Consider the following 13085-nt stretch of genomic DNA (forward strand, 5'->3'; position numbering starts at 1 on the left):
CGGGGACTGCGTATTTTCGGCGGCTCTCCGGACAGTGGTGCCCGAAGCCGGCAGGGGGCGAAGCCTGTGTGTGGCTTTTTCTTAATGGTCGTTATCCGGACGGGTCGGCGGGGTGTTTCGTTGATGCGGGAGCAGCTTATCCCGGCAGGAGGCGCCGATTCCGGCGGGGGTTATTCTATCTCTTTGAAAAAAGCTTCGAGCGATGTGTCGTAATAGCGGCAGAGCCGGGCGAGGGTGCTGACCGTGATGTTGTATTTTTCAGTTTCGATTTTGCCGATATGGATGCCCGTATCCTCGTATACGGCCTCCTGGGAGATGCCCCTGGCGGAACGCAGTTCCCGGAGCCGCCCTGCGATTGCTTTCAGCAACGGTTTATCTCGCCACGGTTGTTTCATGCTGACAAAGAAACGATGCTCCCCGAATTTTGGTAATGATGCATGCATCATTAACGGAGAAATTTGCGTACCTTTGTAACAAGTACAGAAAGCAAGCCAGAACGGGGCGGCAGCTCTTCGGGCGGGATGAGGCGTCGCTGTGAAGCGTACCCGCCGTTGCCGGGGCCGTTTTGACTGCGGGGAATCCTCTTGCGGGGGTTCCCTGTCTTTCTGTCGGGCATGGTTTTCCGGCGTATGGAAACCCCCTCCCCCGGGAGCCCGCAGGCGATTGAAAGGCTGTAACGACCCGATAATTCGGGCCGCTTCTTTTTTATAGGAGAATCGCTGACGGGAAGGCAGCGGTACTGGTTTCAATTTTCCGGGCATAATACTGCGTTCCCAATGACCTGTTGCAGGTTAGGAACTGATTGCCCGCAAGCCCGGAGATTTGCAGGACCGCGGACTGTTCGTCAGGTTGTCGGCGTAGGTTCTTTCGGCAGCAGGGCGGCGATTTCGGAACCTCGACCGGCAGCGGGGCGGCGATAGGCGGATGGCAAAGCCGGATAGCAAACCGGCCGTTCTCTCTTTCTGGAGGGGCGCAGCCGGTTGCTTGCCAGGAGCCGGCCGGGCTCCGGAAGAACGCTTTTCCCGGCTGAAATTGTCAAGCGGGGAAATAACTTCGAATACATAAATTTTCCCCGGAAACGAAAAAAATACCCGACTTTTTTGGATTTTCATTTTATCTCCCTATATTTGTCATACAAATAGGATTATTCAGTCTGTTTCTAAAAAAACTTATGAACCCAGATACCATGACAAAACTTTCCGGACTCATTCCTGCCGTATTCACACCGTTCGACAAGACCGGTGCAATCAATCTCCCGCAAATCCGACCCTACGCGGACAAACTCGTTGCCGACGGTGCCGACGGCGTATTCGTCTGCGGTTCGACGGGCGAATGTACCTCGATGACCGTCGCCGAGCGCAAAAGCGTCCTTGAAGCATGGGTCGAAGCCGCCGCGGGCCGCATGCGTGTCATTGCGCACGTGGGCGGCACCTGCCAGGCCGACTGCATCGAGCTCGCACGTCATGCCGCCGGGCAGGGAGTGGACGCCGTCGGCGCCATCGCCCCGTTCTATTTCAAACCCGCATCCGTCGAGGAGCTCGTGGCTTTCTACAAGCCGATTGCCGCAGCCGTCGCTCCGATTCCGTTCTACACCTACCACATGCCTTCGGTAACGGGCGTCAACCTGCCGATGAAGGAATTTCTCGAAAAAGGTTCGCGTGAGATTCCCAACCTGAACGGCATTAAATTCACTTCGAACAACTTCATGGAGATGCTCGAATGCATCCGCCTCGAAGACGGCCGTTTCGACATTCTCAACGGTTTCGACGAGATGCTGCTCTGCGGCATGGCCGTGGGTGCCCGCGGAGGCGTGGGCAGTACCTATAATTATTCGCTGTCGATTTACCGGAACCTCTACGACGCTTTCCTCGCAGGCGATATCGAACGTGCCCGCGTCTTCCAGCAGGAGTCGGTGGACATCGTGCACGTCATTATCCGCCACGGCGGCGGAGTTCGCGGCGGAAAGGCCATTATGAATTATCTGGGAATAGACTGCGGCGACTGCCGCCTGCCCTTCGCGCCCTACACCGGGGCCGAGATGCGCCAGCTGGGCGAGGAACTCGAGCGAATCGGCTTTGTGAAATAACGGCACCGCCAACCTCTTCCGACCTATGAGAAACCTGATACTGACACTTTTCCTGTTTTTCGGCACGGCTGTATCGACAGCAGGGGTTCCCGCAACGCAACTGACGGAAACCGATGCCATCCGCTGGGACTCCTCGCTGACCCTGCCGCAACTCGACGGGACGCCCAACATCGGAATAGCCGGCGCCTTCTCGGGCCGTATCGGCGAAAAGCTGCTGATTGCAGGCGGTGCCAACTTTCCCGACCGCACTCCCGCTGCGAACGGGGAGAAACGCTATCACCGGGATTTGTATATCTATGATACCTCCGGGGGCTGGCAGGTCATCCGCGATGCACTGCCCGTACCCCGGGCCTACGGAATCTCGGTCTCGCTGCCCGAGGGCGTGCTCTGCATCGGCGGTTGTAACGCCACGGACTGCACGGAGCAGGTATTGCTGCTGACACTCGACGGCGATCAGCCCCGCTTTACCCCCTGGCCTTCGCTGCCGCGCCCTTTGGCCAATGCTGCAGGGGCCCTGGTCGGCCATCGTATCTATGTGGCGGGCGGTATTGAGCGGGTAAACGAAGCTGCTGCTACCCGCAACTTCTTCATGTTCGATCTCCATGACCGCGGGCGCGGGTGGCAGGAATTGCCGCCATGGCCCGGGCCGGCGCGGGCATTCGCCGTGGCGGCGCCGCAAAGCGACGGATTCGACAACTGTTTTTACCTCTTTAGCGGCCGCGACTTTTCTGGCAATTCTGCCTGGACCGTGCACCATGACGGCTACTGCTACAACCCGCGGCTCGGGAGCTGGAGCAGCCTCGAAGGAGAATTTCCGGTCATGGCCGGAACAGCGGCGCCGTTCGGAACCAACCACATCCTGCTCATGGGCGGCCGTGACGGAACCAATTCCGACGACCAGTTGCTGCGGCTCTACCACACGATTACGGGAACACTGCGGGAAGTTCCGGTTCCCGGGGGCATCGTCCTCCCGGTCACGACAAATGTTCTCCCGGACAACGACGGCATATTGATTACCAGCGGTGAGATAAGTCCGGGGGTGCGCACGCCCGTCCTGCTGCGGGGAACGCTCCAAAGTACCATCCACCGCCTGACAGGACTCGACATCGGCGTCATCACCCTCTATTTCCTTTCGCTGGCATTCATCGGCTGGTACTTCTCGAAAAACCAGAAGACCTCCGACGACTATTTCAAGGGGGGAGGCCGCATCCCGTGGTTCATCGTCGGGTTGAGCATCTTCGGAACGGCACTCAGCGCCATTACCTTCATGGCCATTCCGGCCAAAGCCTTTGCCACGGATTGGAGCTATCTGCTTTTCAACTCGGGCATCGTGCTGGCCGTACCGGTCATCGTGTTGCTGTTCATCCCGTTCTACCGCAGGCTCAATGTCACCACGGCCTATGAATACCTCGAAGCACGTTTCAACCCCCTCGTGCGCATCCTGTGCAGCATCGCCTTCATCCTGTTTCAAATCGGACGCATGGGCGTCGTGCTGTTGCTGCCGTCGATTGCGCTCAATGTCGTCACGGGTTTCGACATCTTCCTCTGCATAACCCTGATGGGCGTATTGAGCCTCGCCTATACGCTTATGGGCGGCATCGAAGCCGTAGCGTGGACCGAAGCCCTGCAGGTCGTCGTGCTCCTGGGCGCTGCCGTCACGGTGCTGGTCATCGTCTGCCTCCAACTCCCCGAGGATTTGGGTACCATCGTCGCATCGGCATCCGAAGCCGGGAAGTTCAACCTCGGCTCGACGACTTTCGACCTGCGTCAGCCGACGATGTGGACGGTGCTGATTGCAACGTTCTTTACCAACATCACCACCTACGGCACCGACCAGACCATCGTCCAGCGCTACCTGACCACCGCCACCGAACGCGAAGCCCGCAAAGGTGTCTACGTCAACGCCGCACTGACCATTCCGGCTACCGTCCTCTTCTTTCTGGTAGGCACGGCGCTGTGGGCTTTCTATCGCCACTATCCGGCGGAGTTGAGTATGGCTGTCCGCGACAGCGACGCCATCCTGCCGTGGTATATCAGCACCCAACTGCCCTCGGGCGTGCTGGGGCTGATTATCGCCGGCCTGTTCGCCGCCGCCATGTCGACGCTCAGCAGCAGCATGAACTCCGCCGCCACGGCTTTTGTCACGGATATATACCGCAAAATCAGCCCTGCCGCACACGACGGCCGCGCACTGCTGCGCACGGCACGCCTCTCGACCCTCGTACTGGGGCTCGTCGGCGTAGGTTTCGCATTGATAATGGCTTCATGGGAGATAAAATCGCTGTGGGACGAATTTTCGAAGATTCTCGGCATTCTGCTCGGCGGCCTGGGCGGATTGTTCCTGCTGGGCCTCACGACTCGGCGTGCCAATACGTTCGGCGCCCTGTGCGGCATTGCAGCCAGCATCGTCGTGCAGATACTCGTGGCCCGCAGCGGGTATGTCAATCTGTTGCTTTATTCCACCACCGGATTCCTTTCCTGTTTCATTGTCGGTTACCTGGCGAGCCTCTGCGTGCCCCGCAGCAACCGCGATACCGACTCGCTGACCATCTACGGTAAACGAAAATCCCGGACGTAGTCTGCTCGCAACCGCTTTTTTACGGCATGAGGTTCGTGAAAAGCATTTCTGCCAGTCTATTTGTCTTATAAAACAAATAAATAATAACCAACCCTATATCATGAAACCAAAAATTACCGCCAAATGAAAAAACTCTACTACAAAGAGGCGTTTCGACTCCGGATACGGAAGATGAGCGTCGCATCGAGATGCCTCCTCTGTCTGGCGTTTATGTTCGCCGGTATGAGCGCTTGGGCTCAGACTCACCGCCTGACGGGGCGGGTCATGGACGACAATGGCCAGGCCGTTGTCGGAGCCTCGGTCATTGTCAAAGGCACGACCCAGGGTGTCACCACGGACTCGGAGGGCAGCTTCGCACTCGATTTGGCCAACGGCGATGCCACGCTGGTCGTATCGTTCATCGGTTACCGGACGCAGGAGGTTCCCGTAATCCGTTCGCAGAGCCGCATCGACGTAGAATTGGCCCCCGAATCCATCGCCGTGGATGAAGTCGTGGTGGTCGGCTACGGCGAACAATCGCGCCGGTCGGTGACCTCCTCGATTGCCAAACTCGACGGAGAGGCGCTGCAAAACATTCCGATTTCGACCGTCGGCGAAGGCCTGAAAGGCAAGATCGCCGGTCTGAAAGTCACGCAGACCAACTTCTCGCCCGGCGGCGGATTCTCTTACCAGATTCGCGGCGGTTCGTCGATCAACGGTTCGAACTCCCCGCTCGTGCTCGTCGACGGTGTCGAACGCGACTTTTCGGCCATCAACCCCAACGACATCGCCTCGATCGACGTGTTGAAAGACGCCGCTTCGTCGGCTATCTACGGGGCAAAGGCTTCGAACGGAATCATCCTCGTGACCACCAAGCGCGGCGGTTACAACAAGGCGCCCCGCATCACCTTTGAAGCCAACTGGGCCTGGCAGGACACCGAAACCGAGATCGAATTCCTGAACGCCCGCGAATACATCGAGGTCGTCCGCACGGCGGTCGCCGAATATTTGGGCACCCCTTCGCGTGTATCCGATGCCCTGAGCTACCTGAACGGAGCCCACTCGGCAGGTATCGGCAACAAGCCCAACGGCATCTTCTCGACCCGTTATTATGATCCCGCAACGGATGTGCTGCCTGCCGGATACAGGACCATGCCCGATCCGGTCAACCCCTCGAAAACAATCATGTACCGCGATACCGACTGGCAGGATTTGCTCTATAACGGTGCCTGGTGGCAAAACTACTACCTGGGAATCGACGGCGGCGGCGAACGCATCCGCTACTCGGCCAGCCTGGGATACACCGACGACGAAGGCGTGGCTCTCTCGACGGGTTACAACCGCGTAAACTTCAAGAGCAACCTCGACGCCAAGATTACCAAGCGGCTTACGGCCAGCTTCGGCGTGGATTTCGCCCGTACCAACACCGAAGCCTATGCCAACCAGCGCAACACCATCTCCCGCGCACTGGCCAACCCGCCGACGATGAACGCCTACTACGAAGACGGCACACCGGTCGAGGGTTACAACTCCTCGTCGCAGACTCCGCTCTTCTACAACAAGTACTATGACCGAAGCAACCAGAAAAACTACCTGTCGCTCATCGGAGGTCTGAAATGGGAGATTATCGACGGCCTGACGGCCAATGTGCAGGGGTCGTTCTTCCGCACCGACTCGAAAGCCAAGCAGTTCATCAAAGCCAATGTCTTCGATGCCACGCGCAAATCGTCGTGGAGCCAGACCCTGACTGAACGCCAAAAACTCGAAGCTTACGTTTCCTACAAAAAGACGTTCGCCGAAGATCACAATATCTCGATTATGGGAGGTTATTCCTACCAGAAACGCGATTACGAGACGGTCAAGATGGCCGGTTCGGGCGGTACTTCGGACAAAGTCACCACCATCAACGGCTCCTCGGTTTTCGAACCCGACGATATCTCCTCGTCGGAGCAGGCCGAGTGTCAGATCGGCTTCTTCGGACGCCTCAACTACGATTACAAAGGCAAATACCTGCTGACGGCCACCTTCCGCGAGGACGGCTCGTCGAAATTCGCCAAAGACGACCGCTGGGGCTTCTTCCCGGGCGTTTCGGGCGGCTGGGTGCTGACCGAAGAACCCTGGCTCAACGACATCCGCCAGCTGAATTTCCTCAAACTGCGCGCCAGCTACGGTTCGACCGGAAACAATGCCTCGGTGGGTATTTACGACGCCTATGGTTCCTACGGCGCCAGCTACATGTACAACGGGAATGCGGGTATCAAGCCCTCGGAGATGCCCAACGAGAAACTGCAATGGGAAACTTCGAACCAGCTCGACATCGGTATCGAAGCCGGCCTGTTCAAGAACCGCATCTACGTAAGCGCCGACTTCTTCGACAAGCGCACGCGCAACCTGCTCTACCAGCAGAACCTGCCCAACACGACGGGTTTCTCGAAGTTCTGGACCAACCTCGGAAAAGTCCGCTTCTGGGGCTATGAACTGGAGCTGACCACCCGCAACATCGTGAAAAAGAACTTCAGCTGGGAGTCGAAACTCGTATTGAGCTACCAGCAGAACAAGGTGCTCAAGCTGCCCAAAAACGGTATCGATAAGAACCGCACGGGCGGCATCGCCCTGGGCGACGGCACTTTCTTCGGCGGCATTGCCGAAGGCGAGCCCCTCAACCGCTTCTACGGCTATGTTGCCACGGGCATCATCGAAACCGAAGAGCAGGCCGCCAATGCCAATTACGACGCCCTGTCGCGTCTGCCCCGGAAGGGCGCCAAACGCGTCGGCGACTATGAATGGGCCGACCGGAACGGCGACGGGCAGATTACCACGGCCGACCAGTTCTGCCTGGGTGTCACCGTTCCGCCTTTCACCGGCGGCCTGCAGAACTCGTTCCGGCTCAAAAACTGGACCCTGTCGCTCTATCTGGACTGGGCCACGGGCCACTCGATTTTCGACGAATCCTATTCGCGCTACTTCTACGGCACCTTCACCAACAACTACGCATTGGCCAAGGATGTGCTCAAAGCGTGGAAAAAACCCGGCGACAAAACCAAGTACGCCAAATTCTACGCCAACGACTCGAACTGGGGCAACGACAACTACAATCGCCGCGCCACCAACACTTTCACCTACAAAGGCGACTACCTCTGCCTGCGCGAGATTACGCTTCAATACTCGCTGCCGTCGAAACTCTTCACGAAAGTCGGCCTGAAAGGCGTCACGTTGACCGTGTCGGGCAACAACCTCTACTATTTCACCGAGGTCAAGGGGATTTCGCCCGAAGCGGGGTCGTCGACCACCTACGACGGCGATGTATTCTACAACTATCCTCCGATCCGGCGCTTCTCGTTCGGCGTACGTCTGATCTTTTAATTAACTTCAAGCAAGAACCGTTATGAAAAACAGACTCATAAAACTCGTGCTGCTCGTCACGCTGTCGGCAGGTTCCGCTTCGTGCCTGGGTGACATGGACATCATTCAGAAAAGCAAGATCACGACTTCGAACATGTGGCTCGACGAAGGTGATGCCAAGGGTGCCCTCTACGGCATGTACCATCAGTTCCGCGCATCGTTCCAGACGGCCCTGATTTACTGGGGCGATTACCGTGCCGGAACCTTCACCAACGGAGCCGGCGGCTCGGGCTCGGCCGACAAGATGTTCAACAACGCGCTCGACAGCAGCGAAACCAAAGGCACCAACTGGGGTTCGAGCTACACGACGATTAACAATGCCAACCTCATCCTGCGCCATGTGCCGGGAATCACGTTCTCGGACGAAAACCTGAAGAACCTCATTCTGGCCAATGCCCATTTCGTGCGCGCCTACACCTATTACAACATCGCCCGCGTATGGGGTGATGCACCGCTGCTCCTGGAGGGTTTCGAGTCGAGCGACAGCGACCTGCAGCCTTCGCGCAGCGACGCGGCGCTGATCTACGAACAGGTGGCCCGCGACATCGAGGATGCGCTCCGCCTGATGCCTGCATCGGCTGCCGACTGCACCATCGCCACACGCAGCGCCGTACAGATGCTCAAGGCCGACTACAATCTCTGGCTTTACCAGACCCGCGAAGGCGGCGATGACGCCCTCACGGCAGCCGACGAGGCTCTGGCCGAAGTGTTCAAGGATTCGCGGCTCGACTTGATCGGCTCCTATGCCGACATTTTCGACATCACGAAAAAGAACAATGCCGAAATCATCCTCACCCTCCATTTCGGACAGGGAGAGTACGAAGGCGGCTATGCCAGCACCTACCTCATTCCGCAGACCCGGTTCCATTCGGCCAGCGAACATATCGAAACGCACGTCAAACTGATGACCTCCGACGACCAGCGTTTCATCTTCTCGCCGAGTCTCGTGGAACTTCTCTACAAGGACGAACGCGACACCCGCACCCCGGTCAGCTACGGCGACTGGACCGACGAAGAGGAGGGCTACCGCTACACATGGGTCAACAAGTTCGCCGGCAAATGGGCCGACAACAAACGCTATTTCATCTCCGACGTGCCGCTTTACCGCTATGCCGAAGCGCTGCTCTTCAAGGCCGAAATCGAAAACGAACGGGGCAACATCCCGACGGCGCTCACATACCTCAACCGCGTCGCCAAACGGGCTTACGGCATCGACAATTATTACGCCTCCTCGGATTACCACAGTTTCAAGGAGTCGCTGATGACCGAGTACCTGAAAGAATTCGCCGGTGAAGGCAAAAGCTGGTGGAGCTACATCCGCCTGGGCTACGCCTTTACGAAAATCGAATCGCTCCGCGGCCGCCAGAACGAAACCAATATCCTGCTGTGGCCCATCACGACCGCTTGCATGAACGAAAATCCGAATATCCGTCAAACGGTAGGTTACAACTAAAAAACACGCCACGATGAAAACTAAAATATTGAAACTCCTGCTTCCCGTGCTGGCGATGGCAGCCGTCGCCTGCGGCGATTCCTTCGAGTTCGGCACGCCGACCCACGATTTGGACGAAGGAACCGACCTTTCGGCCGGAACGACACAGGTGCTGTGGAAAAACAAGGGAGCCGTCTATCCCACCAAACGCATACACAATTTCCGCATCCCGGGACTGGTACGCACCCCGCACAAACTGATTGCCTTCTGCGAGGCGCGCGAAGAGACCGGCTCGACCAACAAGGACGGCGGCGACATCGATTTGGTCTACCGGGTTTCGACCGACGACGGCCAGACCTGGGGCCCCTCGCAGGTATTGTTCGACGACGAGGACAACACCTGCGGAAACGCCTGCGCCGTCTATACCGAAAGCGGCCGCCTGGTGGTATTCTGCTGCTGGGCGCGCACCGGGACGACCGAGGCGAAATTCAAAAGCAACTATTTCTCGTTCGAGGAGTCGCAGAGATACCACAACCACGTGGTCAGCTTCTACTCCGACGACGAAGGCCAAACCTGGTCGGGCCCGTTCAAGTGGTTCACCGAAAACCGCAATTCGAACCCCGACGCCTATCTGTGGACAGGCTTCTTCAAAGCGGGCCCCGGACACGCCATCCAGTTGAAATCCGGCCAGCACAAGGGACGCATCCTCGTCGGCTGCGACCACAAATATCAGGTCTACGCCGGAGTGCCCGTAACCGCTGATTCGGAGGACGAGAATTATTACGGTTCGCACGTCGCTTACTCCGACGACAACGGCGAGAGCTGGCACATGCTCGAACTCGACGAAGAACTGCACTACGGCAACGAATGCGTGCCGGTCGAGCTGTCCGACGGCCGCATCTATCTCGACATGCGCGGCACGGGAGCTTACAAGAAACAGCGCGGCTGGAGCGTCAGCGGGGACGGCGGCATCACCTGGAGCCGTTATACGGCCAACCCGCTGCGCACCGACCCGGGATGCCAGGGCTCGATTGTAAACTACAATACGAACGGCGTTCCTTCGTCGGTCATCCTGGCCAGCAGCAACAACAGCACCACACGTGACCATCTCTCGATTCGGGCCAGCCTGGACGACTGTGCCACCTGGAAAACGGACGTTTACCCGATTACCGACGGCAAGTCCGGTTATTCGGATCTGGTCGTCTTCGACGACGGCAGCGTCGGCATACTCTATGAAAACGGGCCGACGCATTACAGCGAACAGATTTCGTTCCGTAAGATTCCGGCTGCCACGATTGCAAAATACATCAACGAATAAACCCTCCGAGTCATGAAAAAACGAACCATAAGCCTTCTTTGCGGGCTTCTCGCCATAGCTTGCTCACCCGAACTGCACGACGAGAACAGCGTGTTGGAGAACAACCGGCAACAGGCCGAGATGAGCGTCGAGGTGCAGGTCAGCGGTACGATGGTTTCAACCCGCTCGACCGCTTCGGCCGACGAGCGGACTGTCACGAGTTACGATATCTATATTTTCGACGTTACGACCAATGCCCTGCAATACTACAGGCAGGGAATCGTCCCCATGGAACCGGAAAAAATCGCCGGAACGCACAACTACCGCATCGGCAGCGAGCAGATCATGCTTCCTACTTCCGGACAGAAGCATGTCTTCGTGCTGGGCAATGCCGGCGGCAGCGTGACGCTTCCGGCACTCGTCACGCTCGACGAAGCGACCGAAAGCGCTCCGGCCACGGAGCTCAACGATTTCCGCAGCGGCGTCGTCGTAACCCCTGCCGGTACCAAAGCCCCGGCAGCCCCCTTCGTCATGGCCGGCACGACTTTCATCGCCAGTGCGGGCAATGCCCATGTGCCGGTGTGCCTGGCCCGTACCGTCACCAAGATATCGCTTCGCAACACGCTTTCCGGGCAGATCGTCCTCTCGGATGTTTCGGTTTCCGGGGCTTCGGCGAGCGTCTATCCCTTTGTCAAGACCATTTCGGTCGATCTGCCGACCGTCGACTATTCCGCAGCGGCCGACCTCGCGCCGGGCGAAGAGGCCGGTGCTTTCTACCTGCTGCCGGCAACCGCCAACCAGACGGCCGTCACGGTGAAAGGCACTCTCTCGGGCAGCGATTTCGTCTGCAAAACCACGCTTGCCAGCACCCTTTACGCCGACTACGACTATAAACTGACGCTCCGCAACCGGGGCGGGGAGGTGACGGCCGTGCTGTCGCCCGACTTCAGCGGTGCGGCCGAAGTGGATGCCATCCAAATCACGGGCGAATGGCTTTCGGACAAGAATACCGTGACGCTGCCCTTCACCCCCGAACCGAACTACGGCTTCACGATAGGTTACATTCTCAACGTCGACGGCTCGGCCGAAATCGGAGCCATATCGGAAGACTGGTACGATGCCGCCATCGTCGGGGAGGGTACTATCCGTATCCGCACGCTGAAGGAGAATCCCGGCGAGGATCGGACGGCCTCTTTCGCCGTCAACGCCGGCGGTGCGACCTGCAATGTCAAGGTCGTCCAGCAGGGGCTCGCAGGCATCAAGACGATCAAGTTCGGCAACCTGGAGTGGATGGATCGCTCCATCGGCGCCACGCTCCGGGCTTCGCAGGCCTTCGCCAACGACGTGCGCAGTTTCGGTTACCTCTACCAGTGGGGCCGTACGATGCCCTTCCCCGCAACCGGCGACGTTGAAACCGTGTCGACGCAGATGACCCCCGCGGAGGCCCTCGCCAGCCCGGCGTTCATCGCCTATGCGGGCCAAACGCAGGACTGGAACGCGCAGGGCGTCGAAGGCTCCTTCGACCGGTACTGGGAATCCGTCACGACGAATCCCTGTCCCGCAGGCTGGAGGCTGCCGACCTACGAGGAGCTGGCCGACGTCATGCCTTATCGCACCAACGCCTTGATTTTCGCAAACGGAAAACAGGACAAGGCAGAAGTGCTTCCGAACGGAGTGACGCATCCCTATGTAGGTTTCGGTTCGGGAGCCATCACGAAAGATACGGAGACCATGTTCCACTCCGGCATCAAACAAAAGGGTACGGCCGATGCCTGGTACGTCCGCTACCTGTGGATAAACAAAGGCGGTACACAGACCACGACGCCGCCCTCCTATTCCAAAACCCATGAGAAGGATACGCAGAACCACATGACCGGCGGCGAGAATATCCTGCGCATCGACCGGCTCAAGGCCGACGCATCGGCCGACTTCCCCAAAGTGGCGGACGCCCGGAATTTCTGGCCGGAGCATGAAACCGATCCGGCCGTGGAAACCCTCATCTTCCCCTGCGGCGGACGCCGTGATGCCACGGGAGCCGTCGTGGAGTCGAACAACGCCGCGTTCTACTGGTCGCGCTCGATGTTCACGGGCGAAAACAATCCCTATTCGAAGACGTCCGCGACCTATGCTTCGGGACTGCTCTATTTCCGTCCGGCAGGCCGTTATACGTTCATGTTTGCTCCGGCTATCGGTACGGCCCAGGTGCATGCCGACACCGAAGACCTCGGCTACCGTAACCAGGCGATGCAAATCCGTTGCGTGAAAGAAAAATAAAACACCCGGAACGGTCGGAGGAAGGTGCCCCGGGCAC

Annotated in this window: 7 protein-coding genes; 6 read left to right on the forward strand and 1 reads right to left on the reverse strand. The window is 58.4% G+C overall.

Annotation, left to right across the window (positions count from 1 at the left end):
- Positions 1 to 170 precede the first annotated feature (170 nt).
- Positions 171 to 368, reverse strand: coding sequence for a helix-turn-helix transcriptional regulator (locus QZT71_RS06445; protein WP_295914059.1), 198 nt, complete (start codon positions 366 to 368; stop codon positions 171 to 173).
- Between the two features lie 818 nt (positions 369 to 1186).
- Between QZT71_RS06445 and QZT71_RS06450 the strand changes: the two genes are divergently transcribed.
- From QZT71_RS06450 to QZT71_RS06475, 6 genes are all read left to right on the forward strand, one after another.
- The gene (locus QZT71_RS06450) at positions 1187 to 2086 is read left to right on the forward strand and encodes a dihydrodipicolinate synthase family protein (protein ID WP_295914060.1); all 900 of its coding nucleotides are present in this window, start codon (positions 1187 to 1189) and stop codon (positions 2084 to 2086) included.
- A gap of 25 nt (positions 2087 to 2111) precedes the next feature.
- Positions 2112 to 4664 carry a sodium/solute symporter gene (locus tag QZT71_RS06455; RefSeq protein ID WP_295914064.1) on the forward strand — a complete coding sequence of 851 codons (2553 nt, stop codon included), beginning with the start codon at positions 2112 to 2114 and terminating at the stop codon, positions 4662 to 4664.
- A gap of 123 nt (positions 4665 to 4787) precedes the next feature.
- On the forward strand, positions 4788 to 8006 hold the full coding sequence (locus QZT71_RS06460) for a TonB-dependent receptor (RefSeq protein ID WP_295914067.1): 3219 nt from the start codon (positions 4788 to 4790) through the stop codon (positions 8004 to 8006).
- A gap of 22 nt (positions 8007 to 8028) precedes the next feature.
- Positions 8029 to 9498 carry a RagB/SusD family nutrient uptake outer membrane protein gene (locus tag QZT71_RS06465; protein WP_295914068.1) on the forward strand — a complete coding sequence of 490 codons (1470 nt, stop codon included), beginning with the start codon at positions 8029 to 8031 and terminating at the stop codon, positions 9496 to 9498.
- Positions 9499 to 9511: 13 nt separating this feature from the next.
- Entirely contained in the window at positions 9512 to 10795 is a 1284-nt protein-coding gene (locus QZT71_RS06470; RefSeq protein WP_295914070.1) for an exo-alpha-sialidase, read from the forward strand.
- A gap of 12 nt (positions 10796 to 10807) precedes the next feature.
- Positions 10808 to 13048: a fimbrial protein gene (locus QZT71_RS06475; protein WP_295914072.1), complete on the forward strand. Its 2241-nt coding sequence runs from the start codon at positions 10808 to 10810 to the stop codon at positions 13046 to 13048.
- Positions 13049 to 13085: the final 37 nt, after the last annotated feature.

It is taken from the genome of uncultured Alistipes sp. (assembly GCF_902388705.1).
Classification (GTDB): Bacteria; Bacteroidota; Bacteroidia; order Bacteroidales; family Rikenellaceae; genus Alistipes.

What these genes read in the sequence shown, in the direction of transcription:
- QZT71_RS06450 (WP_295914060.1), top strand. Translation starts at nt 1,187, where the DNA reads ATGACAAAACTTTCCGGACTCATTCCTGCCGTATTCACACCGTTCGAC.
- QZT71_RS06455 (WP_295914064.1), top strand. Translation starts at nt 2,112, where the DNA reads ATGAGAAACCTGATACTGACACTTTTCCTGTTTTTCGGCACGGCTGTA.
- QZT71_RS06460 (WP_295914067.1), top strand. Translation starts at nt 4,788, where the DNA reads ATGAAAAAACTCTACTACAAAGAGGCGTTTCGACTCCGGATACGGAAG.
- QZT71_RS06465 (WP_295914068.1), top strand. Translation starts at nt 8,029, where the DNA reads ATGAAAAACAGACTCATAAAACTCGTGCTGCTCGTCACGCTGTCGGCA.
- QZT71_RS06470 (WP_295914070.1), top strand. Translation starts at nt 9,512, where the DNA reads ATGAAAACTAAAATATTGAAACTCCTGCTTCCCGTGCTGGCGATGGCA.
- QZT71_RS06475 (WP_295914072.1), top strand. Translation starts at nt 10,808, where the DNA reads ATGAAAAAACGAACCATAAGCCTTCTTTGCGGGCTTCTCGCCATAGCT.